This is a genomic window from Leifsonia sp. YAF41 (assembly GCF_052113185.1).
In the GTDB taxonomy this organism is placed as follows: domain Bacteria; phylum Actinomycetota; class Actinomycetes; order Actinomycetales; family Microbacteriaceae; genus Cryobacterium.
On record NZ_JBFRCS010000004.1, the window covers coordinates 62,845 to 89,810 of the forward strand.

Below are 26,966 nucleotides of genomic sequence, written 5' to 3' on the forward strand. Positions count from 1 at the left end.
ATTGTCAGTTGTCGTCGAGGGGAACGCCTGAGGAACGCACGGTGCGATCCTGCAGGGCGTCGAAGGCTTCAATACGTTTGCGGGGGGACTCACCGAGCTCGTCAACCACTCCGGCGATCACCGTCTCCACCAGCGCGAACGCCGAGGTGAGGGAGTCGAACGGGGAGGCCGCGGTGACGGAGCACGACAACAGGTGGTCGGCATGCTTGGCCGCCGGCGACAGCCATGGGTCGGTGAACAGCACCGTGGTCGCCTTGGCGTGCTTCGCGTTCTTCAAGAATTCGACCGTGCTGTCCTGGTAGCGGCGGTAGTCGAAGGCGATGAGCAGGTCGCGCGGGCCGAAGTCCATCAGGGCGAAGGTGCGGTCGGCCTCGGTCGAGTTCACATGCTGCACGTCTTTGCGCAGCAGCTTGAGGTGCATGTTGAGGTACTGGGCGAGCAGGTTGCTGAACCGGCCACCGACCGTCCAGATGCGCAGGCGCGGATTGGCCAACAGCCGGGTGATCTCCAGGATCTCGCTCTCCGGGATCGAGCTGAACGTGGAGTCGAGCCCCTCCGTCAGCACCCGGCGCGAGTCCGCGACGAAGCCGAGACTGCTCTCGGGACCGGTCTCGCTCGCCGCCGTGCGCTCGCCATACATCTCAAGCGGCGAGGAGGTGCGGGCCGAGATCTCCCCGCGCAGCAGCTTCTGCATCTGCGGGTACGACCCGATGCCGAGCTTCGAGATCAGCCGCAGCACGGTCGGGGCGCTGACGTTGGCGCGTTCGGCGAGCCGGTGCACCGGCTCCAACCCGGCGACCGGGTAGTCGGCGATGAGAACGCGGGAGACGCGTTTCTCCGCCGGACTCATCGAGTCGTGCGCCATTTTCAGCTGTTCTGCGAGCGTCGTTGTTCCAGTCATGACCGAGTACCTTCCACGGGACGAATGGCGAGGCGAAGTTCTCTCGTGCCCATCAGGCCGAGAGGCGCTTTCACCAGCACCAGGAGCAGGACCGCCGCGAGGAGCAGGTCGGCAACGCCGGCCGGTAGTGAGTTCCCCGCAGTAAACGCCCCATCCTGAAACCTTCGCAGAACTTCTTGCAACACGGTTACCCCAATTGCGCCGAGTACGGCACCCGAGAGCGAGAGGTAGCCGCCCAAGACGACCATCATGATGAACGAGAAGGTCAGGGTGAGAAAGAACGTCTTCGAGTTGAAGGTGGTCATGTACCCGGCGTAGAGGGCACCGGCCATGCCGGCGGCGAGGGCGCTGAGCACCCAGGCGATCGCCCGGTGGCGTCCGACGGCGATGCCGGCGGCCGTGGCGGCCAGGTAATCCTCCCGGGAGGCCTGGAGCTGCAGCCCGCTGCGGGATTTCTTGTAGGCCCAGGCGATGATGATGGCCACGATGGCGACGCCGAGCGCCCACCAGACCGTCGTGGACTTCGGCAGCCCGATCATGCTCGACGAGCCCCGGGTCACGTCGGTCCAGCTGTTTAGCACCGTGAAGACCATCACGAGCAGCGCGAGGGTGGCGATGCCGGCCTGCAGCCCGCCGAGCCGGGCGACCGCCGGTGAAACGATCAGGGCGAGCAGCATGGCGGCCAGGCCGCTAACCAGGATGGCGACGGGAAAGCTGGCGTGCACGGTGGCCAAGAACCCGAGACTCTCGGGCAGTTCGGAGAACATCGATTTCTTCAGCCCGACCGGAATCGTCAGGTACGCGGTGACGTAGGCCCCGATCGCCATGAACGCGACGTGCCCGAACGACATCACCCCGGAGTTGCCGGAGAAGAGCGAGAGCCCGGTCACAAAGACCACAGCGATCAATGCTTGCACGGCGACCCGGGAGATCGTGGCGTCGGCGAACAGCCCGATGGTCGCAACCAGTACGGCGATCAGAATCAGCAGAATCGGGGTTTCGAACGCCCGACGGAATGACGATGAGGTTGTCATGAGGTGCGTACCTTCGTTCCAGACAGGAGACCCTGCGGACGGATGACCAGGATGCCGATCACTGCGGCGTAGAGGAACGCGTCACGGAACGCGATCAAGTCGGTGGGCAGCATCGCTTCCAGCGCGGCGGTGCCCATGCCGAGCAGGAATCCGCCGAGCGCGGCGCCCTTGAGGTTGCTCATTCCGCCGACGACCGCGCCGACGACGCCGATCAGCAGCGGGCTCAATCCCATCTCCGCCGATACGGCGCCCTGCCGGGCGACGAGGATCACGCCGGAGATGGCGGCCAGCACACCAGTGATGGCGAAGGCGCTCATGATCACGAAGCTGCCTTTGACGCCGAGCGTCTTGGCGATGGTGAAGTTTTCGGCCGCGGCCCGCAGCTGGATACCGAGCGGCGTCTTCTTCATGAGCAGCGCGAGGCCGATCAGCATGACGCCGCAGAGCACGATCGTGACGATCTGGAGCATGGTGATGCGCGTGCCGAAGAGGCTGAACGACTGGGTGAGGAATGGCTGCGGCGGCACCCCCTGCGTGCGCGGGAGAACGGTCATCCGCACCACGCTTTGCAGGGCGAGACTCACGGCGAACGAGGCGATCATCAGGGTGACCGGGTCGGCGTTCCGCAGCGGCCGGAAGGCGAGGCGTTCGGTGAGCACCGAGACGACCACCGCGAAGATGACCGCGCCGATCACGCCGACGATCCACGGGAGATCTTTGAACAGCAGCATCGAGAACGCACCGATCATGATGATCTCGCCGTAGGCGAAGTTCATCAGACCGAGGATGCCGAACAACAGGGCGATGCCGATGGTGAGCAGGGCGTAGGTGGCGCCGAGCCCGACCATGTCGACGAGGGTTTGCAGAATCACAGCACGTCTCCAGCCAGGGGGTCGCCGATCACGGCGACGGGTGAGAAGCCGAGGTACTCGCAGACCGCGGCGTTGTCGGCGAGCTCGGCGGCGGTGCCGCTGCCGAGAACCTTGCCGGGCGCCTGCATCACATAGGAACGATCGGACACCTCGAGCGAGCGCACCGCGTTCTGTTCGACGAGCAGAATGGTGACGCCCTCGGCGCGCAGCTGCTCGATCACGTCAAAGATCAGGTCGACGATGATCGGCGCAAGGCCGAGAGTCGGCTCGTCAAGCAGCAGCAGCTTGGGGCGGAGCAGCAGGGCCCGGGCGATGGCGAGCTGTTGCTGCTCACCGCCGGAGAGCAGGCTGGCCCCGCGACTCCAGTACTTCTTCAGAATGGGAAAGCGCAGCAGCTCACGCTCGATATCGGCTTCGATACCGGCCTTGTCTGTGCGGGACACGGCGCCGATCTTCATGTTCTCGCCCACGGTCAGGCTGGCGAAAATGCCGCGCTCCTCCGGAACGTAGGCGATCTTGTTCTTGATGATCGAGAACTTCTTCTCGGCCACCGACTGCCCCTGATAGGTGACCGTTCCGGAATGGATCGGCGCGAGGCCGATGATCGCCTTGAGCAGGGTTGACTTGCCGGCACCGTTCTGGCCGATCAAGGAGACGAGCTCCCCTTCGGCCACGTGCAGCGACGAACCCTGCAGCGCCATGACCGACTTGCCGTAGCGCACGTACAGGTCGTTGATTTCTAGAAGCATGTCAGTGTCGCTTTCCGAAGTAGATCTCGACAACCTGCGGGTTGCTCCGGATGTCGTGCGGCAGGCCTTCGATGACGGTCTTGCCGCTGTCGAGCACGTGCAATCTGTCGCAGGTGCCCATCACGACTGACATGTCGTGTTCGACGAGCAGTACCCCGCAGCCGCGCTGCTGGGAAATGTGACGGATGGCCTCGATCAGTTCGACGGCCTCCGATTCGTTCTGGCCGGCCGCCGGTTCGTCGAGCAGCAGAAACTTCGGCTGGGAGGCGAGCGCCCGGGCGATGCCGATGCGGCGGATGAGTCCGGCCGGCGAGGCGTCGGTGCGGGTGTCCGCGACCGGCTCCAGCTGCAGCTCGGCCAGGATCTCGGCGGTCAGCGCGCGCGCGTTCCTGCGGCTCAGTCCCCCGCCGAGAGCCGCGGCCTCGATATTCTCCGACACCGTCAACCGGCCGAACACCCGCACGCTCTGGAAGGTGCGCACGATGCCCAGCCGGGCCCGCTTGCGCATGGGCACCGCCGAGACATCCTTGCCGTTGAGGGTGATCGTGCCGGACGTGGGCTTCAGCATTCCGCTGATCAGGTTGAGTGTGGTGGTCTTGCCGGAACCGTTTGGGCCGATCAGCCCGACGACTTCGCCGCTCGCGATCGAGAGCGAGACTCCGTCGACGGCCTTGACGCCGGCGAAGTGCACTGCTCCCGCCTCGAGGGTCAGGGTGTCGGTGCGACGCGCGACCCGGGGCGCGGCGAGTGTTGCAGTCATCTCAGCACCCGGCCGACGCCGGCGCCGAGGCCAGAAGTACAGGGGCCAGAAGTGCTGGGGCCCGCAGTGCGGAGGCCGGCAGATCGTTCGCAGCGAACACTGGACGGGCGGCTGTGCGGTGAGGGCCACATTCCATGATTGTTCGACTCCATTTCTCGTATCACGTCGTTGGGTACTTCTGAATGGGCGGACAACATCGATAGGTTTGGCACGCCTTCTGCCAATCGCAACCGGAGAGAATATCCGTAGATCGCGATGTTACTATCATTAGGATTCAAGCGTCAACCATTCGGAATGTAATTTTCGTTACCAACTCAGTTGCAGTGTTGCATCGGCTTCGATGCGGCAGTGGCAGCATCAGACGGGGAGCCGCATCGTGACCATCAATCCAGAGATTCGCGACTATCTCGACGCCTTGGAACTTGTGGACCATCACGTGCACAGCACCCTGATTCCGCGGCTGACGCGCGCGGAATTCGAGCTCAACATGACGGAGGCCTCCGCCCCCATCCCGAGCTGGATGACCCAGTTCGACTCTCAGGTCGGCTTCGCGATCCGCCGGTACTGCGCCCCGCACCTCGGCCTGGACCGGCATGCCGACGCCGACGCATACTGGGCGGCACGCAGCGCCGTGAGCACCGAAGAGGCCACCCGGGCGTTGGCCGGGTCGTCGGGGATCGCCACCTCCCTGATCGACACCGGGTATGTGCCGACCGGAACAACCGGCCCGCTCCTCTTCGATCTGGACGAGTTCGCCACCCTCTCCGGCCAGCAGGTCTTCGAGATCGTGCGATTGGAGACACTGCTCGAGCGGCTCGCGTCCGCCGGCGTTCCCGCGGCCGAGCTCGAGCGAGAGTTCGATGCCGCGCTGCAGAAGGCAACGCAGACGGCCGTCGGATTCAAGAGCATCATCGCCTATCGCTTCGGTTTCGACTTCGACCCCAGAGAACCGACGAGCGCCGATTTCTTAGCGGCCGCCGAGGCCTGGCTCTCGACCCCCCAGACTCACCGCCGGGTCAGCGATCCGGTGCTGCTGCGCGCCCTGCTCTGGAAGGGCGCGCGCACCGGGCTGCCCGTGCAGATCCACGCCGGATACGGCGACCCGAGCCTGGACCTGGATCGGTGCAACCCGTTGCTGTTGACGCCCTGGCTGCGGCTGCTTCCCGCCGACGCCTCCGACATCATCCTGCTGCACTGCTACCCGTATCACCGCGAGGCCGGCTACCTCGCGCAGGTGTTCCCCCGCGTCTACTTCGACGTGGGCCTGGCCATCAACTACGCCGGGGCCCAGTCGGAGCAGATCATCGCCGAGAGTCTCGAGCTGGCCCCGTTCGCGAAGATCTTGTTCTCGACCGACGCCTGGGGGCTGCCGGAGTTGCACCACATCGGTGCCGCGCTCTGGCGCCGGGGCATGGCGCGCATCCTGTCGAAGTGGGTGGCCGACGACGAGTGGTCGCTGGCGGATGCTGTGCGCGTGGCCGACATGATCGGCCGCGGCAACGCGCGGCGCATCTACAAACTCGCCGACCGCTAGGCCCTTACGAGGCCAACCACTCACCGGCGTCGTAGCCGGTGCCACCCGGTTCACGACCGCGTTCGGATTGATTGATCTCGTCCCACACGGCGTCGAGAGAGAGTCCGAGGACATCAGCGATCGCCGCGATGGTCGGGAAGGCCGGAGTCGCTACGCGGCCCGTCTCGATTTTGCGGAGGGTCTCCGGTGAGACACGCGCGGCAAGCGCGGTCTCGAGCATCGAGCGCTCTCCCCTGGCGCGACGCAGCAGCGCCCCGAGGCGCTGCCCGCGCTCGACCTCTGCGGGTGTAAGCGGCAACCTGACCATGACTCCAATACTAGTACCGGGATAATATGGCCGGTATAGTTATTGGATCACTCAGAAAGGCGCCGCATGATCGAGATCCTGACCCCGACCGAACTGGACCGAGCACGAGAGACCGGCGCCCTCGTCGCTCACATCCTGCAGACTCTGAGGCGCCGCAGTACGGTCGGCACGAACCTCCTGGACATCGACGCGTGGGCCCAGGCCATGATCGCCGAAGCCGGAGCGCTGTCCTGCTACGTCGACTACGCGCCATCGTTCGGACGCGGACCGTTCGGCCACTACATCTGCACCGCCGTCAACGACGCCGTGCTCCACGGATTGCCGAACGACTACGCGCTTGCCGACGGCGACCTCCTCACACTCGACCTCGCCGTCTCGACCGGTGGAATCGCCGCAGATTCTGCCATCAGCTTCATCGTGGGCGACTCTCGGCCGCCGGAGAGCGTCGCACTGATCATCGCAACCGAACGTGCGTTGAGCGCCGGCATTGCGGCCGCCGGGCCCGGAGCTCGCATCGGCGACATTTCCTTCGCGATCGGCTCGGTACTCAGCGAGGCGGGGTATCCGATCAACGTGGAGTTCGGGGGCCATGGCATCGGATCAACCATGCACCAGGACCCGCACGTCTCAAACACCGGGCGACCCGGTCGTGGATACACACTGCGCCCTGGGCTGCTGCTCGCGCTGGAACCGTGGGTCATGACGGACACCGCCGAACTCGTCACCGACGCCGACGGCTGGACGCTCCGCAGCGCGACGGGCTGCCGGACAGCTCACAGCGAGCACACGATCGCCATCACCGACGACGGAGCCGAAATTCTCACCCTGCCGAAGTAGGGGCGATCACAAGCGAGCGCCCGCATCCGCTGGCGGGGGGGGGTCAGCGGATGCGGGCGCGGTCACCTCGCTACGACGCGGCGCAGGCGTTGCCGTCGTCGAGGTTCGGGATGCTCTTCAGCGTGTGCTGCTCGACGTAGGTGACGGCGCCGCCGCTGACCTTGACCACGCTGAGCGGCATGTCGATGATCTTGTGGCAGGTCGGCGAGAAGTACGTCATCGAACCGATGGGCGTTTCGACCGGTCCGGCGTCTTGTAGGGAGTCCCGCAGAGCCGCGCCATCGAGTGATGGAGCCTTCTCGATGCCGTTGGCCAGGGCGATCATCATGTTGTATCCGAGCAGCGCGTAGCTGGTCGACGGCGGGGCGTCGTACTTCGCGGTGTAGTTCGTGACGAACTCGTCGAGGGTCGCGGAGTCCTGGCCGCTGCAGTAGACGTAGCAGGCGAACGGCGTGTAATAGATCTCGTCGGCGTTTCCGACGATGTCGAGCAGCAGCTGTCCGTCGAGGGCGGCCGGGCCGACGATCGGGCTTTCGATTCCGGCCTCACGGATCTGGCGGATGGCCGTGGCCCCACCCGGGTTCCAGCTGGCGACGTAGATGAAGTCGGGTGCCGTCGGCAGCGCCTTCAGACGCGAGATCTGGCTGCTGACGTCGACGTTGTCACCGCCGGGAAAGCTGTCGTTGCCGGCGATGGTGCCGCCCAACTCCTTGAACTCGGCTTCGAAGTAGCGCCCGGCCGACTTCGTGTACTCGATGCTCTCGTCCTGCAGCAGGTAGGCCGACTTCCAGCCCTTCGACGACGCCCAGGATGCGCCCGTGGCGCCTTCGACGTCGCTGCCGGCGTTGGCGGTGAAGACAAAGTCTCCGAGAGTGGTGGCGTCGGCCATCTTCGGGTCACCGGCACAGATGGAGACGGCGGGGATGCCGGCGGTCTGCGCGTTGATGGCGCCCTGTGCGCTGAGGTCGAAGTCGCACGGGGTGACGAGCAGGTTGATGCCCTGGTCGATGAGTTCGGTGGCGACGGTGCCGACGGTGGCCTGGTCGCTGCGCACGTCCTTGACGATGGCCTTGATCTTCTTGCCGTTGATGCCGCCGGCCTTGTTGATCTCGTCGATCTTCAGGAGTGCCGCGTTGCCGGGCTCCACATCGAACGGCGCCATGTTGCCACTCTGCGAGAGGGCGAAGCCGATCAGAATCTCGTCGCTGCCGCCGCCATCGCCGCCGCCGCTGTCACCGCCGGCCGTGGCCGAACATCCGCTCAACGCGAGGGCGGCTGCGATGCCGGCGGTCACGAGGATGCGTGACCGTGTCACACGCTTCATTGCTGTGCTCATTGTCTCTTCCTATCTCTGTCAGTCAATTGGTGCAGGGATGGTGCAGGTGGAGCAGGTGGAACGGGTAGAACTATTCAGCGGCCGCCCGGAGGGCGACGCGGTTCGCTTCGATCGTGCGATCGATGTCTTCGAAGGTTGTCGACGCGTTCAGGCGGCGGTCACCGGTCGGGAAGGCGGGTTCGAGGATTCCCTGCGAGAGCAACGAGGCGTGATAGGTGGCGTAGCGGGTCGCATCCGATTCCATCGCCTGGCGAAAGTTCGTCGGCAGCTCCTTGCGGAAGTACACGGTCCATTCGGAGCCGAGGCCTGACACGCAGGCGTCGATGCCCACCTCGGTGATGGCGGCGGCGATGCCGGTACGCAGGCGCTCCCCCAGTTCGTAGAGACGCGGGATGACGTTCTCGGTCTCCATGAGTTCGAGGGTCTTGCTCGCGGCGGCCATCGCGTAGGGGTTGGCGTTGTAGGTGCCGTCGATGGTCGCCTCCTTTTTGGAGTACGCCCCGAGGTGGCCCATCCACTCGTTCGAGCCGGCCAGTCCGGCCAGCGAGTAGCCGTTGGCGACGGCTTTGCCGAACGCGGTGAGGTCGGGGGTGACGCCGCAAATCGACTGGAAACCGCCGATGGCCGAGCGGAACCCGGTCTTCACTTCGTCGAACACGAGCGCCGTGCCGTTCTTCGTGCAGAGTTCACGCAGCTGCTCGAGAAAACCGGGAGCGGCCGGAACGCAGCCGAAGCTGTGCACGTAGCCCTCGGTGAAGGCGGCGGCGAGATCGTCACCGTATTCGTCGAAAGCGGCGCGCACCCCCTCGAAGTCGTTCCATTCGACGACCACGACGTCGGCGACGGATGCGGGGTGAAGGCCGGCACCGTTCGGGGTGTTCAGCGGGGAGCCGGGCGTGAGGTCGGCGCGGGAGCTGCCGACCGCGACCTGGTCATTCCAGCCGTGGTACGAGCCGTGGAACTTGAGGATCTTCATGCGGCCGGTGGCAGCCCGGGCGATGTGCACGGCGTGCATCGTCGCATCCGTGCCGGAGGTGCAGAAGGCGACCTTGTCGGCCGACGGCATGACCTCGCAGATCTTCTCGGCGAGGGCGACCTCACCGAACTGCGGGCCGACGCCGGTGAGGTCGCAGGTGTTCGCCGCGGCGAAGACCGCCTCGTTGACCCGGCGGTCGCAGTGACCGAGCACGATCGGGCCCCAGGAGTTGATGTAGTCGATGTACTGGTTGCCCTGGTCATCCCAGATGTTGGCGCCGGAGGCCTTGACGAAAACCTGCTCCCAGCCGACCCTGTGCCCCGACGAGACCCCGCGCGGAACGACGCGGCGGGCGCGCTCCCAGGTGTCGGAGGCGGAGTTCAGAGTGCGTGTGTCTGTTGACAACTGTCGTTGTCCTTTCTCTCGGGTGGGGTGTGTCTGTTGGTGGGATCTAGCCGGCGCGAAGCGCGGAGTAGATCGGGGTGGACTGTTGTTCCGCGATGTGCAGCGCGGCTTGCGCGGCGAGCATCCCGGCAGTGATGCGTTCGGCGATCATCGCGGTGGGCAGGTGGGTGTTGGCGCTCGGCACCTCGGGCATGATCGAGGCATCGATGATGCGCACCTGGTTCAGCCCGTGGATGCGCCCCTCCTCGTCGACGACGGCGTTCGGGTCGTTTTTCGTGCCCATCCGGGCGGTGCCGCAGGCGTGAAAATAGTCGCCAACGTAGTTCGCCAGCCAGGCGTCGAAGACCGTCTCGTCTTGCAGCGCGGACACGCTGGTTCCGAACTCGTCGATGAACGCCTGCTCGACGATCTGCTGAAAGCTCGGCGCTTCGATGACCTTTTCGAGCGCCGTGATGGCGTCGTGCATGGCGGCACGGTCGTCGGGGGTCGACAGCATCCGTTCGCGTACGGTCGGCGGGGCGAGCGGGTTCTCGGGGTTCAGCGCCAGGCTGCCGACCGAGGTCACCTTCATCACGGCGGCCATGATCAGGCCGTGGTCGGGTTGGGCGCCGTTCAGCAGGGTGCCGTGTAGGGGAAGCAGGTGGATGTCGCCGGTTCCGGCGGTCGAGGAGAGCCGCATGACGGCCCCGATGCATGGCCCGGTGGAGGTCTCCCGGTACTCGGGCTTGAGGGTGAAGTAGACGCTGGCAGCCGGGTGATCCTGCAAATTGGCGCCGATGCCGGGGCGGGTGAGGCCCGAGCGCAGCAGGATCGCCGGGGTTTCGAAGGTGCCGGCACAGAGGATGACCTCGTCGGCGGTGAGTTCGGTTCCGTCGGCGAGACGCACGCCGGTAACGGTGGGCGTCTCGCCGGTGTCGTCGGTGATGAGCATCCGCTCAACCTGGCTCCCGGCCTGGATCGTGAGATTCGACCGGCCCCGCGCCGGGTCGAGGTAACGCTCGAGGCTCGAGAAGCGGCCCTCGGCGTTGGCGTTCCGCCAGAGTCGGCCACTGCCGTCGTCGGGCGTGTAGGTGTCGACCTCACTCGGCAGCCCGAGGGCGTCGGCCGCGTCGAGCAGCGCCCGGTCGACCGGTGTGAGTTCGTCGTCAGTCGAGACGACGAGGTCGGCCTTCAGCTGTTCAAACCAGGGAGCGACCTCGCGCCACGACCAGGTGTGGAGACCGTAGACATCCGCCCACCGGTCGTAGTCGGTCGGCAGCCCGGGCAAGGCGAGCATCGCGTTGACCGCTCCCGACCCGCCGACGCCCGTGCCGCGCTGATAGAGCTTCGGCTCGCTGCCCTCGAGCTTCGCGGCGAACAGATCGGGGTAGAAGGCCGACCGTTCGCCGAGTGCGTCGATCCAGTTGAGCGAGCTCAGGCCGGCCGGGGCGTCTGCGCGGCGGTCGGGACCCGATTCGAGAAGCAGCACGCTGGCATCCGGATCTTCGGAGAGGCGCGCGGCGACGATGCACCCGGCGGTGCCCGCCCCGACGACGATGATTCTGCGCATCTGAGTAACTCCTGGTCTGCAGAGCGATCGACGGCGACCGGGGGTGCCGGGATCGTCGCGGATCGAGTTCTGGTGGGTGGGATCACGAGGCAAGTCCCGTGACGTTTCAAGCAGGGTGTTGACGTGCGGGCAGTGCGTGGCTGCCGGCCGCTGGGTGCGACCGACCGACCCGACCGGGATATCCCGGCCGGTTGGTGGTGCTGCGAGGTGGTTCTGCGAAGTGGTTCTGCGAAGTGGCGACCTGCGCGTCAGCAGGCCGGTTTGACCAAGAAGTCCCGGTTCAAGATGAGCAGGTCGTCGATGGAGAGTTCGTCGAGTGAGCTCTTGCCGATTCCGAACATCGTCTCTTCGATGCCGTTCTTCAGAATCTCGAGCACCTTGTAGACGCCGTCTTCGCCCGAGACGGCGAGCCCGTAGAGGTAGGCCCGTCCGATGAAGACGGCCTTGGCGCCGAGTGCGATCGCCTTGACGACGTCGGAGCCGCGGCGAATTCCGCCGTCGACCATGACGTCGATGTCGCTGCCGACGGCGTCGACGATCGAGGGCAGGAAGCGGATCGGGGCGGGGGTTCCGTCGATGTTGTTGCCGCCGTGGTTGGAGACGGAGATGGCATCGGCACCGAGGTCGACGGCGCGCTTCGCATCCTTGATGCTCGAGATGCCCTTGACCATGAAGGGGCCGCCCCACAGCTCGCGCAGCCACTTGACGTCGTCCCAGGTGGGGGTGGGGGTGTCGACGAACTCGGCCCATGCCTCGCCGAACGTCGGAACCTGGTCCTTGGTGATGAAGAGGTTCGGAACCTTGAGTTCAGGGATGCGCCCCTTCACCAGGTAGCGCGCGAGCCAGGCGGGCCGCGACAACGCCGCCGGGGCGAGGCTGGCCATCGTCGGGATGTCGAGCTTCATCGGCGGGGCCGGCGGAACTCCCCAGTCGCGGCGCGGGGTGAACGACCAGTCGAGGGTGACGATGAGCGCCTTCGCGCCTGAGCGCCGGGCCTCTTCGACGCGGGCTTCGATGCGGTCGCGGGTGCCGACCCAGTAGAGCTGGAAGAACGATTTGTCGTTGGCGGCGGTCACCTCGCTGATCGAGTTCGACGCGTAGGAGCTCAGTCCGATTGCGGTGCCCATGCGGGCCGCGGCCCGAGCGGCGGCAACCTCGCCGCCGGGGTGGATGGCTTGCGCGCCGACCGGAGAGACGATGACCGGAAAATCGATATCCACGCCGAGGATGCTGGTGCGGGTGTCCTGACGTACGGGCCGGTCGAAGATGGTCGGCGAGAAACCGAGGTCGTTGTACGCGCGAATGTTCTCGTCGAGCGTCCAGCCCTGCTCGTTGCCGGCCTTGATCGCCAGCCAGACCGCACGCGGGAGACGCTTCTTGGCCAGCATCTCGGCTTCGGCAAGGTTGTTGAAAGGAACGTTCTTCCCCATATGTGTGGCCTAAATTCTTGGTAGTTATTGTCGACGCTGAATCAATATCTGTTCAATCAACATTCGTTGCCCGGGGCGATCTCTCGCCATCCGGACTATTAACGTTTGTTAGATTTAGGCTCGACCGTAACACTATGTTGCAAGAATTTCAATGATTTTGATTCACTGTTGGGCCACTGTCGGGTCGCCGATGGGTCACCGTTGGGCCGCTAATGTGCCGCTTCCGTGGAGGCGGAACGCCAAGTTGGGTGCGCGTGCGCCCAACTTGTCGCGTCCGACCAGGTGGTGGCGACGATTCGAGCGCACKCGCGAGGTCTGGGTGAGTGGCTCTCCATCCTTATCACGCGCGTGCGCACAACTTGTCGCGTTCGACCTGGTGGTGGCGACGATTTGAGCGCACGCGCGAGAACTCACTGGTCGCCGGCTCCGTCGGTCGTCCGCGAGCATCGGTCACTCCGCCGCGAGCATCCGCGCATCCGGATGGACGCCGCGCCCTCGCCTGGCCCGTACCGTTCGACGGAGATTTCGTCGATTCAGGCGACCAGACGGTCGAAACGAGGCCAATTCGTGAGAATCTCCGTCGAACGGGGTTGAACGGGATGGGCAGGCGCTACTTCACCGCGCTCGACGCCGCCCAGAGGTTGATGCCCTGGTCGACGGCGTGCTCGTCGATCGCTGCCAGCTCCTCTGCGGTGAAGGAAAGGTTATTCAGCGCGCCCAGGTTGGTCTCCAACTGAGCGACCGACGACGCACCGACGAGGGCGGAGGTCACGACATCGTTGCGCAACACCCAGGCCAGGGCGAGCTGCGCGAGCGACTGGCCGCGGGCATCCGCGATCTCAGTCAGGGCACGGATGCTGGCCAACGTCTGGTCGGTGAGCATCCCTCTCCACGCCGATCCCTCCTGGGCGACGCGGGAGTCACCAGGCACACCCTGCAGGTAGCGGTCGGTGAGCAGACCCTGCGCGAGCGGCGAGAACGGGATGCACCCGACGCCGAGTTCGGTGAGGGTGTCGAGGAGGCCCTCTTCGACCCAGCGGTTGAACATCGAGTAGGAGGGCTGGTGGATCAGCAGCGGGGTGCCGAGGTCGGCCAGGATGCGGGCGGCCCGGATGGTGAGTTCCGGCGAGTACGAGGAAATGCCGGCATAGAGCGCACGCCCGCTGGTGACGGCGGTGTGCAGGGCGCCCATGGTCTCTTCGAGCGGGGTGTCGGGGTCGGCGCGGTGGGAGTAGAAGATGTCGACGTAGTCGAGGCCCATCCGTTCGAGGGACTGGTCGAGGCTGGCCAACACGTACTTGCGGGATCCGAATTCCCCGTATGGGCCGGGCCACATGTCGTAACCGGCCTTGGTGGAGATGATGAGTTCGTCGCGGTGGGCGGAGAAGTCCTCACGCAGGATCTGACCGAAGTTGGTCTCGGCGCTGCCGAAGGGCGGGCCGTAGTTGTTGGCCAGGTCGAAGTGGGTGACACCGAGGTCGAACGCGCGGCGCAGAATCGCGCGCTGGGTGTCGAGGGGCTTGTCGTCGCCGAAGTTCTGCCAGAGCCCGAGCGAGATGGCGGGAAGTTTCAGCCCGCTCCGACCACTGCGTCGGTAGGGCATCGAGTCGTAACGGGTATCAGCGGCGATAAAGGTCATGCTTCATGGTGACAGTTCGGCCGGTACGAATGCGAGTGCCAAACCGACTTTCCTCGCGCGTCCCTCGCGCTTTCACTGGCGCCGAACTGTGAGTTATTGCGCGTCTCGGCCCGGAGACGCGCGTTGAGTCACAGTTCGGCGACGACGGAGTGAGTTTTACGTCAGTGGAGGGTGAGAGCATTGACGGATGCCGACCCCCGCGACCCCCACGGATTCCGGGGGCGATCGCGCGTGGAAGCGTGCCATCGGCGCGCTTACCAACCCGAGCGCGCCATCCGCCCCGTTCGGCTACACCCGAGCAAGCTCCACGGCGAGCGCGAGCGGCGACTCCCCGCCGGTGCCGATGGCCCTGCAGTTCGAGCTGCGCGAGCAGTTGCCGCGCACGCTGGAACGCTGGAGCGGACCGTCGGCACGCACCGTGACCGAGCCGGTCGCCGGTTCGTCGAGCTACCGGCTCGGCGTGCGTCCGGTGATGCGGGGCGCCTCCGGCAAGTGGGTCAAGGGCTCGCTGAGCTGGACCAATCTGTCGCACCAGGGCAACCGGCTCAATCTGCTGGCGGCGCATCACGAGTGGTTCAGTCAGTTCGCCGCGCTGCACCGCGCGGTGCGGGCTCTGTATTACGGCCAGGAAACGGACTGGCTCTACCTCGACGAGTTCACCAGCCCGCTGCTCTGGAATCTGTTCGCCCAAGCGCGACGCCTCGACATTGTCCTCGTCGGCACATCGAAAGATGTCGAAGTGCGAATCGGGAGCGAGGCGGAGGTCAGCCTCGACGCGATTGCGACGACTCCCCCTGGCACCGCTCGGCCGGGCACTACGCCGCCGGCGACTGGAGTGACCGTCAGCACGATCGTGCGCATCGACGGCCGCGCCTACCCGCCGGAGTTCACCGCACCGATCGGCGACCACGGCCTCTACGGATACGCTCCCGCCTCCCCCACGGTCTTCGCCCTTGCCCCGACCGGGCCGGCCCTCACCGAAGCGCAACGCGGCCTGCTCGGGCGAGAGGCCACGGTACAGGTTCCAGCGGATGACGTCGCCGAGTTCATGCACGACGATTTTCCCGAGCTCAGCCGATTCGTGACCATCACGAGTTCGGATGCGTCCGTCGAGTTTCCGGCCGCCCTCCCGCCGGTTCTGGTGCTCACGGCCAGCTACCGCCCGCGGCACATCCTGCAACTCGACTGGGCCTGGGAGTACCGCCGCGGATCGTTGGCGACGCGGGTTCCGGTCGGCCAGCAGTCGACAGATTCGGCTGAGTCGGCCGCTGTCGAGTCAGATCCGGTCACGAGCCGTGACCTCGACACCGAAAACGTGATCCTCGCACGAACCGTGGCGGCGCTCACCCCGGTTGCGGCGGTGCTGTTTCACCAGCCGCGAAGCCCTGACGATTTCGCACCGCGCCAGAGCCTCTCCGGCATCGACGCCGCCGAGTTCACCGAGCGAGCCCTGCCGGTTCTGGCCCGGCTGGCCGGGGTGCGCGTCGACATTGTCGGCACTCAGCCCCAGTACCTCGAGCTGACCGAGCCTCCCCAACTCACCTTCACAACTATCGAGACCGACCAGCGCGACTGGTTCGACCTCGGAGTGCTGGTCAGCGTCAACGGAAGGAACATTCCGTTCGGCCCGCTGTACAAGGCGCTGGCGAAGGGGCAGAAGAAACTGCTGCTCGTCGACAACTCGTACCTGTCGTTGCTGCAGCCGCAGTTCGAGCAGCTGCGCGAGCTGATCGAAGAAGCCAAGTCGTTGCAGGAATGGGAAACCGAACTGCGGATCAGCCGCTACCAGGCCGGGCTCTGGGCCGATTTCGAGGATCTCGCCGACGAGACCGAGGAAGCGGTCACGTGGCGCGCGGCCGTGTCGGGCCTCCGCGATCTCACGGAGGTGCCGGTGACCCCGCTGCCGACCGGCGTGCACGCGACACTGCGCCCGTATCAGGCCGAGGGATTCAACTGGCTCGCCTTTCTCTGGCAGCACCAGCTCGGCGGGGTGCTCGCCGACGACATGGGGCTCGGCAAGACGCTGCAGGCACTGGCGCTGATGGAGCATGCGCGGGGCGCGGCGGCGGATGCGCGGGGCGCGGATGCGGACCAGGTCACGAGGTCTCGACAAGCTCGACCAACGAAGGACCCCTTCCTCGTCGTCGCCCCCACCTCCGTTGTCTCGAACTGGGCGTCGGAGGCCGCACGCTTCACGCCCGGCCTCGTCGTGCGCACGATCAGCACCACCGAGGGCACGCGCGCCGAGAGCCTCGCGGATGTCGCGGCCGGGGCCGACGTGATCATCACGTCGTATACGCTGTTCCGTCTCGACGCCGAGGCCTACCAGGCACAGTCGTGGGCTGGTCTGATCCTCGACGAGGCGCAGTTCGTGAAGAATCACGCCAGCCAGGCGCATCTCGCCGCACGTGATCTCGACACCCCGTTCAAACTGGCGATCACCGGCACGCCGATGGAAAACAACCTGCTCGAACTCCACGCGCTCTTCGCAATCGTCGCCCCCGGGCTCTTCCCCTCGGCACGCAAATTCACCGAAGACTATGTGCGCCAAATTGAGCTGGCCACCAACCCGGTGCGACTTGCCCGACTGCGCCGACGCATCCGCCCTTTTCTGATGCGTCGCACCAAAGAGCTCGTCGCGAGCGACCTGCCGGCCAAGCAGGAGCAGACCCTGCAGATCGATCTGAACCCCGAGCACCGCAGGCTCTACGACACGTTCCTGCAGCGGGAACGGCAGAAGCTGCTCGGGCTGATTGAAGACCTGGACGCCAACCGGTTCATCGTGTTCCGGTCGTTGACCCTGCTACGGCTGCTCAGTCTCGACGCGTCCCTGGTCGACCCGGCGTATGCCGCGGTGCCGAGCAGCAAGCTCGACGCCCTGTTCGAGCAGCTGGAGGATGTCGTCGCCGAGGGCCACCGGGCCCTCATTTTCAGTCAGTTCACCTCATTTCTGAAGAAGGCCGCCGCTCGTCTCGATGCGCAGGGCACCCCGTACTGCTACCTCGACGGGTCGACTCTGCGCCGCTCCGAAGTGATCGACCGGTTCAAGACCGGCGCGGCTCCGGTGTTTCTGATCAGCCTCAAGGCCGGCGGCTTCGGCCTCAATCTCACCGAGGCCGACTACGTCTTTCTGCTCGACCCCTGGTGGAATCCGGCGAGCGAGGCGCAGGCCGTCGACCGCACGCACCGCATCGGTCAGACCAAGAACGTGATGGTCTACCGCATGGTCGCCACCGGCACCATCGAAGAGAAAGTGATGAAGCTCAAACAGAAGAAGGCCAAGCTTTTCACCGCGGTGATGGATGATGACGCCGCGTTCAGCGACGCGTTGTCGGCCGACGACATCCGCGGACTGCTCGCCGAGTAAACCGGCTCTGTTCAGCCACCCGTCGCGAACGTAGACTGGCGCCACGGTCGAGTTCGTGACGAGGTAGACCCAGCGGAAAGCCTCGCCGCTGGCTCTCATTGCGTCAAAGGAGATCCATATGCTGCACACTGATATCCCGAACCGACTCGATGTGGAAGCTCTCGCAACCACCCGGGAACCAGGGTGCGTTTCGATCTATGTCCCGGCCGGCACACTGCCGACCGAAGCCGATCAGGCCAAGATTCAGCTGAAGAATCTGCTGCGCACCGCCGTCGACCAGCTCGTCCCCGCCGACACCCCCGCCGCCCTCGTCTCGGCAATCACCGAGTCGGTCGAAGAGCTCATCGGCGACCGCGATTTCTGGCGCTACCAGTCGACGAGTCTCGCCGTCTTCGTCACAGCGACCAGCCGCACCACCTACCGGCTGCCGAGCGTTCTCGTGTCTGCGGTCGAAGTGTCTGACCGCTTCTACATCAAGCCGCTGCTGCGCGCAGTGACCTTCCCCCAGGCCGCCCTCGTGCTGGCCCTCGCCCAGAACTCGGTGCGGTTGATCGAGATTTCTGCCAACCAGCCGGCGAACCGGCTCGACATTGAAGATCTGCCCGAGGATGTCGCCGACGCGGTCGGTCTGGAATCCGTTCGAGGGCGCAACCCCGAAACCAACGATCGCGGCGGTCGGGTACAGGGCGATGAAGGCCACAAGGTGCGGATGCGGGAGTATTCGCAGGCGATCGTCAAGGCAATCCGCCCGAAGGTGGTCACCACCAGCCGCCCGATGATTCTGGCCGGCGCCGAGCCACTCGTCAGCATCTACCGGTCGGTCTCCTCGCATCCGCGGCTCACCGAAGACGTGATCGCCGGAAACCCGGAGGAGCGCTCCGACGAGCAGCTCGCCGCAGCGGCACGCCCGATTCTCGATGCCCTGTACGCGGCGGAGCTTGACGACATCAAGGAACGATTCGGATCCAACGCCGCGCATGGTCGCGCGGTCACCGATCTGACCGACATCGCCCGCGCGGCGATCGGCAATGCAATTGACACTCTGCTGTTCGACATCGACCACTCGATCAGTGGCTCGATCGACGAAACCACGGGGGCGATCACCTTCGATGACGAAGATGACGCCATCAACTACGGCGTCATCGACGAAATCGTGCGGCGCGCACTGCTGAGCGGCGCGAAGGTGTTCGCAGTCAGACAGGATGACGTTCCGGGCGGCAACGGTGTCGCCGCGATGGTGCGCTTTCCGTCGTAGACGTCGCGTAATCGGGCTTGTCGAGATCAGGTCACCGGGTCTCGACAGGCCCGACCACCGAGCCACACCCCTGAGGAGTGAACTATGCCCACCATTTTCGAACACGAACCGCCCTACAGCGTCGGCTATTTCGTCGGCAGTCTGTCGGTGCATTCGATCAACCGCACGCTGTCCAAGGCGCTGATTCGACTCGCACCAGACGACCTCGAGTTCACCGAGATCGTGATCAAAGATCTACCGCTCTACAACCGTGACCTCGACGCCGACTATCCGCCCGTCGCGCGGGAGTTCAAGCGGCAACTCAACGGCGTCGACGCGTTGCTGTTCGTCACCCCCGAGTACAACCGGTCGGTGCCGGGCGCGTTGAAGAACGCCCTGGACTGGGCGAGCCGGCCGTGGGGCTCGAATGCACTCACCGGCAAGCCGTGCGGCGTGATCGGGGCCTCGTCGGGGGCGATCGGAACGGCGCTCGCGCAGCAGAGCCTGCGGGGCACGCTCGCCTTCAGCAACGCCCCTCAGATGACGGCGCCCGAGGCGTACATTCACATGACGCCCGGCCTGATCGCCGAGGACGGCCGAGTCACGAATGAGGGAACCGAGGAGTTTCTGCGCGCATACATGGCAGAGTTCCACGATTTCGTGCTGCGGGTGCTGACCGTGTTGCCGCCGCGGTAGGCGTCTGGCCTAGTCTTTGCCCACTGGTCACCCGCGCATGGTAAGCAGTGCGGCATGACAGTTTTGACGATCGACCCGTTGCCGGGCGGAACCGTAAGCATGATCCGCTCGTTGATCCCGTCGTTGGTGCCGAGCGAGCAACGAGTGGCACAGGCTTGTGCCGACGACGCACCCCAGGTTGCCATGCTGTCGGTCGCCGATCTCGCGGCGCGCACCGGCACGTCTCCCGCCACGGTGATCCGTGCCTGCAAGAATCTCGGGTTTCGCGGTTTTCAACACTTGAGACTCCTGCTCCTCCGCGATCTGGGCGTGGCCGAGCACAATCGGGACCTTCTGGTCGACCCCGCCGCCGGCAGCCGCGGTCGTGTTCCCGCGCTGTTCGAATCTGCCGCGCGCGACCTGAACGGTGCACTCGGCGCCCTGGACTACGAGGCGTTTGACGCTGCAACCCAGGCCATCGTTGCCGCCCGGCGTGTTCTCCTCGTGTCCAATGGTGGCTCGGGTCCGTCGACCCAGATGATGGCGCTACGACTGCTCACCTCGGGGCGCCCGGTCGAGGCTCCGTACGATTCGGTGACACAACAGATGTCTGCGCGCACCCTCGGCCCGGATGACGTGTGCATTGCCGTCAGCGACAGCGGCATGAACAGCGTGACTCTCCGTGCCGTCAAGGCGGCCCGGACCGCCGGTGCCACCGTCATCGGCGTCACCAGCTACGGGCGTTCGCCGCTCAGCCAGCTGGCCGATCACTCCCTGGTGGCCGGCGCCACCTACCATTCCTGGGCCGACGGTGCCATCAGCGGCAACATCATCCAGATCCTCCTGCTCACGGCGCTGCAGGATGCGGTCGCAACAGCAATCGGTCATCCGGCCAACGCGTCGAGCGACCTGCTCGACGAAGTGTTCGACATCATCGAATCGGACTAGCCACCACGCTCTGAGCTCGATCGGCCGATGATCGGGGCGCTTCGTTGACCCCGCGTGCGGCCGGTCGCAACCGATTGTTACGTTCCCGCAAACCCTCAGTTCACCCACCCTCCCCTCGTCATTCATCGGCGCCAGCAAATCTCCATTGAAACGGAATTTCCGCAGCTATCCATCTGAGGAAGCGCCATTCCGCACCGAAGGAGAACAGCCCATGGGAACCATTCAGATCGACCAACTTTCTCGAGAGTTCGCGAACGTCGCGGCGGTCGACAACATCAGCTTGACGGTCGACGATGGCGACTTCCTCGTGCTTCTCGGCCCCAGCGGCTGCGGCAAGACAACGCTGCTGCGCATGATCGCCGGCTTGCTCGAACCGACGAGCGGCCGCATCCTCCTCGATGGCCGGGACATCACTCAGGAGCCGTCGAAGAAGCGCGACCTGGCCATGGTGTTCCAAAGCTATGCGCTTTACCCGCACCTGAGCGTCGCCCGCAACCTGGGATTTCCGCTGCGTGTCGCCGGTGTCGACAAGGCAACCATCCGCGAGCGCGTCACCGAAGTCGCCCGGATGCTCGAAATCGACCACCTCCTGCAGCGAAAGCCCAAAGAACTCAGCGGTGGCCAGCGCCAGCGCGTCGCCGTGGGCCGTGCCCTGGTACGCAATCCGCGCGCCTTCTTGATGGACGAGCCTCTCTCCAACCTCGACGCGAAGCTACGCACGGCCACCCGCCACGAGCTCACCAGCCTGCACCGCTCCCTCGGCGCCACCTTCGTCTACGTCACCCACGACCAGGTCGAGGCCATGACGATGGCCACGAAGATCGCCGTACTGAACAAGGGCCGACTCGAACAGCTCGGCACCCCGGAGGAGGTCTACGACCGTCCGGCCTCGGTGTTCGTGGCTGGCTTCCTCGGCAGCCCCGCCATGAACCTGCAGAACGTCGATGTCACCTCGATGTTCGGCACCGTGAACCTGAACGCCCCTGGAATCGACGGTCAGCTCTGGGACGGCATTGTTGCCCCGTTTGAGGCTGTCCTCGGAATCCGGCCGGAACATCTCGCCCCGGTCGCGGTGCGCTCGCGCATGACCGAGCCCGGCGTCACCATCACCGGCGTCGTCGACATCGTCGAGAACCTGGGCAGCGAAGAGGTCATCTATGTGAGCGTCGGCGAGCACCGGGTTGCCACACGGCGGCCCCGCCCGAGCAACATCACCGCGGGCGCCGAGATCACCCTGTTCGCCCCCGCCGACCAGGTGCACCTCTTCGACGCGGTATCCGGCCGCCGACTCGAATGGCGCCCCGAAAGCAGCGAGGCAGGCGGAAGCGTCGCAACCCCTGCCGACGCTCTGGCCGGCGTCTGATCCCCCACACTTCATCCCTCCCATCCGCACCATTCCTCACCCACCCAGAAGGAGTCCCCTCTCATGCGAATTCGTAAACCCCTGGGCGTCCTGGCCGTTCTGACGGCCGCGACGCTCGCGTTTTCCGGCTGTGCCGCCACCGCCTCGTCGACCGAATCGTCCTCCGGATCGATCCCCGAACTCAAGCCCGATCAGAAAGTCAGCATCGTCTTCGAGACCTACAACCTGCTGCAGGCCGGCCCGTGGACCGACACGGTCAATAGCCTCGTTGCCGACTTCATGGCCGAGCACCCGAACATCACGGTGACCGCCCAGCCGACTCAGGGCGACAGCGGCAACACCGTTGGCAGCGTTCAGACCCAGATGCTCGCGGGCGCAGCCCCGGATGTCGCGCAGATCACCTTCGACGCCCTCGACTTCACCGTCAACGAACTCGGTGCCCAGCCGTTGGAGAAGCTCGTCGGGACAGAAGCTATCGAAGAGCACTTCGGCGGAGACTACCCGTTCCACGAACGAGCGGCGACCCTGGCCGACTGGGACGGCGTGACCTACGGCATACCCTACGTCTTCTCCACACCGGTGCTGTTCTACAACGCCACCGCATTGCAAGCGGCCGGAGTGCCGGCCGATGCCGACCTTTCCACTTGGGACGCCGTCGCCGACGTGGCTCGCACCGTCACCGCGAAGACCGGCAAGCCCGCGCTGACCATGTCGTGCGCGGTCAAGGGCGGCAACTGGTGCATGCAGGGCCTCATCCGCTCGAACGGCGGAAGCGTGCTCAGCGACGACCGCAGCACCATCGAGTTCGGCGAGAAGAACGCCGTCGGCGCGGTTCAGGAACTTCGCGATCTGTTCGACGAGGGTGTCCTGGCCAATCAGGATGCGACCGCCCAGTTCGAGAGCTTTGCTCGCGGCGACTCGGTGATGCAGCTTCAGACATCGGCCCTGCAGGGAATGTTCATGGGCGCGGCGAAGGCCGGCGGCTGGGAGCTCAAGAACACGGGCATGCCCGCCTTCGGCGACAAGCCCGTCGTACCGACGAACTCGGGTTCGGCCCTCTTCACCTTCAGCACCGACCCGGCGAAACAGCGCGCCTCGTGGGAGTTCATCAGCTACATGACGAGCGCCCACGCCTACGAGAAGATCAGCAGCACCATCGGCTACCTGCCGCTGCGCACCACGATGACCGAGGGCGACGGGCCACTCGCCGACTGGGCTGCAGGCAACCCGCTGGTCGCCCCGAACCTCGCGCAGCTCGACCACCTCGAGCCGTGGGTCTCTTACCCGGGCAACAGCTACGTGCAGGTCGACGACATCCTCGCGACCGCCGTCGAAGAGTCAGTCTTCTATGGCAAGGACCCGGCGAAGACTCTCGGCGCAGCTCAGGACCGCGCCCAGGAGCTGATCAGCAAGTGAGCACCGAACAGTTGATCTCCCCCTCGGTCGAAACCGGCACCCGTTCAGTCCATCGCTCTCCCCTCCGGGTTCCCGGCACCTACAATCTGCGTGACGCGGGGGGCTACGCGACCACCAGCGGGCAGCTGCGTCTGGGCAAGCTCTACCGCTCGGACGGTCTGCACCAACTGACCGACGAGGGTCAGGAGATTCTTCGCCAGATCGAGATCGGACTCGTCGTTGACCTTCGCGACGCGACCGAGCTTGAGCGGGAGCCAAGCCGCCTCGACGGTGTCGGCGCCCGGGCCGTGCACGCGCCGATCTTCGAGGGCGCCGCCCCCGAGGCACTGGCCACGGCCGACGTCACGCTGGCGGGAATCTACGACGCGATGATCGACAGCTTCGGCGCCAACGTCGTTCGTGCGATCGAGCTGATCGCTCGATCCGAGACTCCCGTGCTCGTGCACTGCACGGCCGGAAAAGACCGCACCGGCGTCGTCATCGCGCTCGCCCAGCTCGCCGCCGGCGCCAGCCGCGCGGATGTTGTCGCCGACTACGCGGTGACGGAGGAGAACCTGCGCGGCGAATGGGTGGAAAACATCCGCAGCAAGATGCTGGCGCACGGCATCCCCGACACCGCGGAACTCAACACCATCATGAGCGCCAGCCCGCCCGAGCTGCTCGACACACTTCTCGACCGGATCGACCGTGAACACGGTTCGGCGGCGGAGTATCTACTCGCTCAAGGCCTTGGCACCGACGACCTGCACGCGCTCCGCCGGGCGCTCGTGCAGGAGAACACCGACTCTTCGATCGACACCGACACCACCCAGGAGAACCGAGCATGACCGCATCCACTGGCCAGTTTCCGACCGCCGACCACTTCATCCTGCACCTGAGCGACACGCACTTCGTCGAGACCGGCGACCTGCTGCACGACACCATCGACAGCGATGCCAACCTCGTGAAGCTGTTCGAAGGCTTCGCCAAGTCGGGCGCCCGCCCGGAAGCCATCGTCTTCACCGGCGACCTGGCCGACGCCGGGCAGCCGAACGCCTATGCCCGGCTCCGCGCGATCATCGAACCCGCCGCCGCCCAGCTCGGCGCCGAGGTCATCTGGGTCATGGGCAACCACGACGAGCGCGGCGCGTTCCGAGTCGGCCTACTCGACGAGCCGGCCGGCACCGACCCGATCGACCGTGTCTTCGACATCAATGGCCTGCGGATCATCTCGCTCGACTCGACAGTTCCCGGCCAGCACTACGGCGAGCTGAGCGACGAGCAGCTCGACTGGCTGCGCGCGGAGCTCGCCACACCGGCACCCGACGGCACCCTCATAGCCCTGCACCACCCGCCCGTGCCTAGCCCGCTCGGTCTGCTTGCCCTCGTCGAGCTGCGTGACCAGCACCGGCTCGCCGAAGTCATCGAGGGCACGGACGTCCGCGGCATCCTCGGCGGCCACCTGCACTACTCGACGAACAGCACCTTCGCCGGCGTACCCGTTTCCGTGGCTTCGGCCACCTGCTACACGCAGGATCTTCAGGTGGCCTACCCGGCGGCACGCGGTCAGAACGGCGGACAGTCGTACAACCTCGTGCACGTGTACGGGGACCGCGTGCTGCATTCGGTTGTACCGATCGGTGAATTTCCGACGGTCTACGAAATGTCGGCCGAGATGCTGGAGTCGTTCATGAAGTTGAGCGCCGACGAACAGCTCGCCCTCGTCAACGCCTCGACCGAGGCGTAGGCATGTTCGTTCCGTCCGTGGCGATGGCGCCGGCTTCTGCCGGCGCCACCCGCCCCGGGCGGCTGCGGCGTAAGCCGCAGCTCGCCCCGTACCTCTACCTCATCCCCGCTCTCGTTCTGCTCGTCACATGGATCTACAAACCCCTCGTCGAGAGTTTCTGGCTGTCATTTTTCGACTGGAACCTCATCCCGACCAGTCCGAAGAACTTCGTCGGAACCGAGAATTACGCCACGGTGCTCGCGCTGCCCGAGCTGCATCAGGCGCTCGTGAACACCGGCGTGTACGTGCTCGCCTTCCTCGTGTTCTCCCTTCTCCTCCCAGTAGCCATTGCGCTGCTCGCCCGCCGTGTGAAGGGTCGGGCCAAGACGGTTTACCAGGCCCTCATCTTTGTTCCGTTTCTCATCACCCCGGTCGCCACGAGTGCCATCTGGCGCTGGCTGTTCGCTCCGGAGGGCGGGACCATCCCCGCCATCGCGGCCACCTTCGGCTGGGACATCGGCAACGTCTTCCGCGATCCGGCGCTGTCAATCTGGGCGGTCATAGTGATCGTCGGCTGGCAGATGCTCGGCTTCGGCGTGCTCGTGATCTCAGCGGGTCTCGCCGGTATCAACCCCGATTACTCGGCGGCGGCAGCGCTCGACGGCGCCAGCAACCGGCAGATCACGTGGAAGATCATCGTGCCGCTGCTCTCGCCCAGCCTGGTTTTCATGGGGCTGATGACGATCCTGCTCTCCGCCCAGTGGACCTACCCGATCATCGACATCGTTACTCAGGGCGGCCCCAGCGGGTCATCCACCAACATCTACTACCTGCTCTACCAGTTCGGCTTCCGCAATTTCGACGCCGGGCTCGCTGCGGCGGCCGGCACCCTGTTCTTCGTCGGGTTCGGGCTCATCGCCCTGATCTTCGTCGAGCTGACCGAGCGACTGAGCTTCCACGACAACTAGGCGGACCGCATGGCTTTTGTAACAATCGACACCCCTCTCGTTCGCCCGACCCCGACCCGCTCCGCGGCATCCGCTGCGTCTCGCAGCAAGGCCAGCGACGAGCCTGTGGCCACCAGGTCCCGCCCCCGGCTCCTGGTCGGCCATATCCTGCTCATCCTGCTCGCGCTGTTCAGTGTCTTCCCCGTGTACTGGATGTTTGCGACAGCGTTCCGTGCGCCCGAGGATGCCCTCTCCCAGAACGTCGTCACCTGGCCACTGAGCCTCGAAAACTTCAGCTATGTGGTCGACGCGATCCCGATCATGGGCATGCTCGGCAACACGTTCGCCATGGCGGCGATCCTGGCGGTTGCCCAGTTGTTTGTCGCCCTGCTCGCTTCCTACGGTTTTGCGATGTGGGATTTCCCTGGCAAGAAACTGCTCTTCCTCCTCTTTGTCGGATCGTGGCTCGTGCCCTTCCAAGTCACCATGATCCCGAACTACGTATTGGTGTCACAGATGGGACTGCTCAATACGATCGCCGGTGTTGTGGTGCCGAACCTGTGCTCGGCTTTCGCCGTGATGCTCATGCGCCAGCACATGGAATCATTCCCCCGGGAACTGTTGGACGCGAGTCAGATAGACGGCCGGTCGAGTTGGGGAACACTCTGGCTGGTCGTCGTGCCGAACCTGAAGCCGGCATTGGCGGCACTTGGCATCATGCTGTTCATCTCGGCGTGGAATGAGTACCTCTGGCCGACCCTGATTCTGCAGAACTCGGATGCCCTCATCCAGGTGGGTATCCGCAGCTTCCTCGGCGCGGAGGGGAACAACTGGGGCGCGGTGATGGCCGCATCCGGACTCGCCTGCCTGCCGATCTTCTTGATCTACATCTTCCTGCAGCGCTACGTCGTTGACGCGTTCGTGCGCTCAGGGCTCAAGTAGGGCGTCGACACGACATCGAGCATCTAAACGACAATGGCCC

At 65.4% G+C, this 26,966-nt stretch carries 23 protein-coding genes; 12 read left to right on the forward strand and 11 right to left on the reverse strand.

Features of this window, described 5'->3' with window-relative positions; translation table 11 throughout:
- Positions 1 to 4: 4 nt before the first annotated feature.
- The 5 genes from AB4Y63_RS05200 to AB4Y63_RS05220 are packed head-to-tail and all read right to left on the reverse strand — an operon-like array spanning position 5 to position 4,316.
- Positions 5 to 901 carry a MurR/RpiR family transcriptional regulator gene (locus AB4Y63_RS05200; RefSeq protein WP_441789978.1) on the reverse strand — a complete coding sequence of 299 codons (897 nt, stop codon included), beginning with the start codon at positions 899 to 901 and terminating at the stop codon, positions 5 to 7.
- Positions 898 to 1,935, reverse strand: coding sequence for a branched-chain amino acid ABC transporter permease (locus AB4Y63_RS05205; RefSeq protein WP_441789979.1), 1,038 nt, complete (start codon positions 1,933 to 1,935; stop codon positions 898 to 900). Before AB4Y63_RS05205 ends, AB4Y63_RS05200 begins: the two co-directional genes overlap by 4 nt.
- Positions 1,932 to 2,807, reverse strand: coding sequence for a branched-chain amino acid ABC transporter permease (locus tag AB4Y63_RS05210; protein WP_441789980.1), 876 nt, complete (start codon positions 2,805 to 2,807; stop codon positions 1,932 to 1,934). The genes AB4Y63_RS05205 and AB4Y63_RS05210 overlap by 4 nt, the downstream gene beginning before the upstream one ends.
- Positions 2,804 to 3,556 carry an ABC transporter ATP-binding protein gene (locus tag AB4Y63_RS05215; RefSeq protein WP_441789981.1) on the reverse strand — a complete coding sequence of 251 codons (753 nt, stop codon included), beginning with the start codon at positions 3,554 to 3,556 and terminating at the stop codon, positions 2,804 to 2,806. The genes AB4Y63_RS05210 and AB4Y63_RS05215 overlap by 4 nt, the downstream gene beginning before the upstream one ends.
- Before the next feature lies 1 nt (position 3,557).
- A complete protein-coding gene (locus AB4Y63_RS05220; protein WP_441789982.1) occupies positions 3,558 to 4,316 on the reverse strand; it encodes an ABC transporter ATP-binding protein in 759 nt (252 codons plus the stop codon).
- Between the two features lie 376 nt (positions 4,317 to 4,692).
- On the opposite strand from AB4Y63_RS05220, the gene AB4Y63_RS05225 reads away from it, so the two are divergent.
- On the forward strand, positions 4,693 to 5,850 hold the full coding sequence (locus AB4Y63_RS05225; RefSeq protein ID WP_441789983.1) for an amidohydrolase family protein: 1,158 nt from the start codon (positions 4,693 to 4,695) through the stop codon (positions 5,848 to 5,850).
- A gap of 4 nt (positions 5,851 to 5,854) precedes the next feature.
- Here the strand turns inward: AB4Y63_RS05225 and AB4Y63_RS05230 are convergent, their stop codons facing one another.
- Positions 5,855 to 6,157, reverse strand: coding sequence for a helix-turn-helix domain-containing protein (locus AB4Y63_RS05230; RefSeq protein ID WP_441789984.1), 303 nt, complete (start codon positions 6,155 to 6,157; stop codon positions 5,855 to 5,857).
- A gap of 66 nt (positions 6,158 to 6,223) precedes the next feature.
- Here AB4Y63_RS05230 and map point away from each other — a divergent pair, with 66 nt between their 5' ends.
- On the forward strand, positions 6,224 to 6,994 hold the full coding sequence (gene map, locus AB4Y63_RS05235; RefSeq protein ID WP_441789985.1) for a type I methionyl aminopeptidase: 771 nt from the start codon (positions 6,224 to 6,226) through the stop codon (positions 6,992 to 6,994).
- A gap of 70 nt (positions 6,995 to 7,064) precedes the next feature.
- Here the strand turns inward: map and AB4Y63_RS05240 are convergent, their stop codons facing one another.
- The 5 genes from AB4Y63_RS05240 to mgrA all read right to left on the reverse strand — a co-directional run bounded on the left by AB4Y63_RS05240 (position 7,065) and on the right by mgrA (position 14,329).
- A complete protein-coding gene (locus tag AB4Y63_RS05240; RefSeq protein WP_441789986.1) occupies positions 7,065 to 8,330 on the reverse strand; it encodes an ABC transporter substrate-binding protein in 1,266 nt (421 codons plus the stop codon).
- Between the two features lie 70 nt (positions 8,331 to 8,400).
- Positions 8,401 to 9,711 carry an aspartate aminotransferase family protein gene (locus tag AB4Y63_RS05245; RefSeq protein ID WP_441789987.1) on the reverse strand — a complete coding sequence of 437 codons (1,311 nt, stop codon included), beginning with the start codon at positions 9,709 to 9,711 and terminating at the stop codon, positions 8,401 to 8,403.
- Positions 9,712 to 9,757: 46 nt separating this feature from the next.
- Entirely contained in the window at positions 9,758 to 11,260 is a 1,503-nt protein-coding gene (locus AB4Y63_RS05250) for a GMC family oxidoreductase (protein ID WP_441789988.1), read from the reverse strand.
- Between the two features lie 248 nt (positions 11,261 to 11,508).
- Positions 11,509 to 12,690, reverse strand: a complete 1,182-nt coding sequence (gene mftD / locus AB4Y63_RS05255; RefSeq protein ID WP_441789989.1) for a pre-mycofactocin synthase MftD — start codon at positions 12,688 to 12,690, stop codon at positions 11,509 to 11,511.
- 610 nt (positions 12,691 to 13,300) lie between these two features.
- On the reverse strand, positions 13,301 to 14,329 hold the full coding sequence (gene mgrA / locus AB4Y63_RS05260) for an L-glyceraldehyde 3-phosphate reductase (RefSeq protein WP_441789990.1): 1,029 nt from the start codon (positions 14,327 to 14,329) through the stop codon (positions 13,301 to 13,303).
- A 187-nt stretch (positions 14,330 to 14,516) separates the two neighbouring features.
- Between mgrA and AB4Y63_RS05265 the strand changes: the two genes are divergently transcribed.
- From AB4Y63_RS05265 to AB4Y63_RS05310, 10 genes are all read left to right on the forward strand, one after another.
- Entirely contained in the window at positions 14,517 to 17,696 is a 3,180-nt protein-coding gene (locus AB4Y63_RS05265) for a DEAD/DEAH box helicase (RefSeq protein WP_441789991.1), read from the forward strand.
- Positions 17,697 to 17,814: 118 nt separating this feature from the next.
- On the forward strand, positions 17,815 to 18,951 hold the full coding sequence (locus AB4Y63_RS05270) for a baeRF11 domain-containing protein (RefSeq protein ID WP_441789992.1): 1,137 nt from the start codon (positions 17,815 to 17,817) through the stop codon (positions 18,949 to 18,951).
- Between the two features lie 84 nt (positions 18,952 to 19,035).
- Entirely contained in the window at positions 19,036 to 19,626 is a 591-nt protein-coding gene (locus AB4Y63_RS05275; RefSeq protein WP_441789993.1) for an NADPH-dependent FMN reductase, read from the forward strand.
- A gap of 54 nt (positions 19,627 to 19,680) precedes the next feature.
- A complete protein-coding gene (locus AB4Y63_RS05280; RefSeq protein WP_441789994.1) occupies positions 19,681 to 20,553 on the forward strand; it encodes a MurR/RpiR family transcriptional regulator in 873 nt (290 codons plus the stop codon).
- Between the two features lie 211 nt (positions 20,554 to 20,764).
- Positions 20,765 to 21,916, forward strand: coding sequence for an ABC transporter ATP-binding protein (locus AB4Y63_RS05285; RefSeq protein ID WP_441789995.1), 1,152 nt, complete (start codon positions 20,765 to 20,767; stop codon positions 21,914 to 21,916).
- 63 nt (positions 21,917 to 21,979) lie between these two features.
- A complete protein-coding gene (locus AB4Y63_RS05290; protein WP_441789996.1) occupies positions 21,980 to 23,332 on the forward strand; it encodes an extracellular solute-binding protein in 1,353 nt (450 codons plus the stop codon).
- Positions 23,329 to 24,159 (forward strand): tyrosine-protein phosphatase, encoded by an 831-nt coding sequence (locus AB4Y63_RS05295; protein ID WP_441789997.1) that lies wholly within the window; start codon positions 23,329 to 23,331, stop codon positions 24,157 to 24,159. The genes AB4Y63_RS05290 and AB4Y63_RS05295 overlap by 4 nt, the downstream gene beginning before the upstream one ends.
- A complete protein-coding gene (locus AB4Y63_RS05300; protein WP_441789998.1) occupies positions 24,156 to 25,058 on the forward strand; it encodes a phosphodiesterase in 903 nt (300 codons plus the stop codon). Before AB4Y63_RS05295 ends, AB4Y63_RS05300 begins: the two co-directional genes overlap by 4 nt.
- 2 nt (positions 25,059 to 25,060) lie before the next feature.
- Positions 25,061 to 26,005 carry a carbohydrate ABC transporter permease gene (locus tag AB4Y63_RS05305; RefSeq protein WP_441789999.1) on the forward strand — a complete coding sequence of 315 codons (945 nt, stop codon included), beginning with the start codon at positions 25,061 to 25,063 and terminating at the stop codon, positions 26,003 to 26,005.
- A 9-nt stretch (positions 26,006 to 26,014) separates the two neighbouring features.
- The gene (locus tag AB4Y63_RS05310; RefSeq protein WP_441790000.1) at positions 26,015 to 26,926 is read left to right on the forward strand and encodes a carbohydrate ABC transporter permease; all 912 of its coding nucleotides are present in this window, start codon (positions 26,015 to 26,017) and stop codon (positions 26,924 to 26,926) included.
- The last annotated feature ends 40 nt before the right edge of the window (positions 26,927 to 26,966 follow it).

Coding starts and splice junctions, on each gene's coding strand:
- AB4Y63_RS05200 (WP_441789978.1), bottom strand. CDS start 901: ATGACTGGAACAACGACGCTCGCAGAACAGCTGAAAATGGCGCACGAC.
- AB4Y63_RS05205 (WP_441789979.1), bottom strand. CDS start 1,935: ATGACAACCTCATCGTCATTCCGTCGGGCGTTCGAAACCCCGATTCTG.
- AB4Y63_RS05215 (WP_441789981.1), bottom strand. CDS start 3,556: ATGCTTCTAGAAATCAACGACCTGTACGTGCGCTACGGCAAGTCGGTC.
- AB4Y63_RS05220 (WP_441789982.1), bottom strand. CDS start 4,316: ATGACTGCAACACTCGCCGCGCCCCGGGTCGCGCGTCGCACCGACACC.
- AB4Y63_RS05230 (WP_441789984.1), bottom strand. CDS start 6,157: ATGGTCAGGTTGCCGCTTACACCCGCAGAGGTCGAGCGCGGGCAGCGC.
- map (WP_441789985.1), top strand. CDS start 6,224: ATGATCGAGATCCTGACCCCGACCGAACTGGACCGAGCACGAGAGACC.
- AB4Y63_RS05240 (WP_441789986.1), bottom strand. CDS start 8,330: ATGAGCACAGCAATGAAGCGTGTGACACGGTCACGCATCCTCGTGACC.
- AB4Y63_RS05250 (WP_441789988.1), bottom strand. CDS start 11,260: ATGCGCAGAATCATCGTCGTCGGGGCGGGCACCGCCGGGTGCATCGTC.
- mftD (WP_441789989.1), bottom strand. CDS start 12,690: ATGGGGAAGAACGTTCCTTTCAACAACCTTGCCGAAGCCGAGATGCTG.
- mgrA (WP_441789990.1), bottom strand. CDS start 14,329: ATGACCTTTATCGCCGCTGATACCCGTTACGACTCGATGCCCTACCGA.
- AB4Y63_RS05265 (WP_441789991.1), top strand. CDS start 14,517: ATGCCGACCCCCGCGACCCCCACGGATTCCGGGGGCGATCGCGCGTGG.
- AB4Y63_RS05270 (WP_441789992.1), top strand. CDS start 17,815: ATGCTGCACACTGATATCCCGAACCGACTCGATGTGGAAGCTCTCGCA.
- AB4Y63_RS05275 (WP_441789993.1), top strand. CDS start 19,036: ATGCCCACCATTTTCGAACACGAACCGCCCTACAGCGTCGGCTATTTC.
- AB4Y63_RS05280 (WP_441789994.1), top strand. CDS start 19,681: ATGACAGTTTTGACGATCGACCCGTTGCCGGGCGGAACCGTAAGCATG.
- AB4Y63_RS05285 (WP_441789995.1), top strand. CDS start 20,765: ATGGGAACCATTCAGATCGACCAACTTTCTCGAGAGTTCGCGAACGTC.
- AB4Y63_RS05290 (WP_441789996.1), top strand. CDS start 21,980: ATGCGAATTCGTAAACCCCTGGGCGTCCTGGCCGTTCTGACGGCCGCG.
- AB4Y63_RS05300 (WP_441789998.1), top strand. CDS start 24,156: ATGACCGCATCCACTGGCCAGTTTCCGACCGCCGACCACTTCATCCTG.
- AB4Y63_RS05305 (WP_441789999.1), top strand. CDS start 25,061: ATGTTCGTTCCGTCCGTGGCGATGGCGCCGGCTTCTGCCGGCGCCACC.
- AB4Y63_RS05310 (WP_441790000.1), top strand. CDS start 26,015: ATGGCTTTTGTAACAATCGACACCCCTCTCGTTCGCCCGACCCCGACC.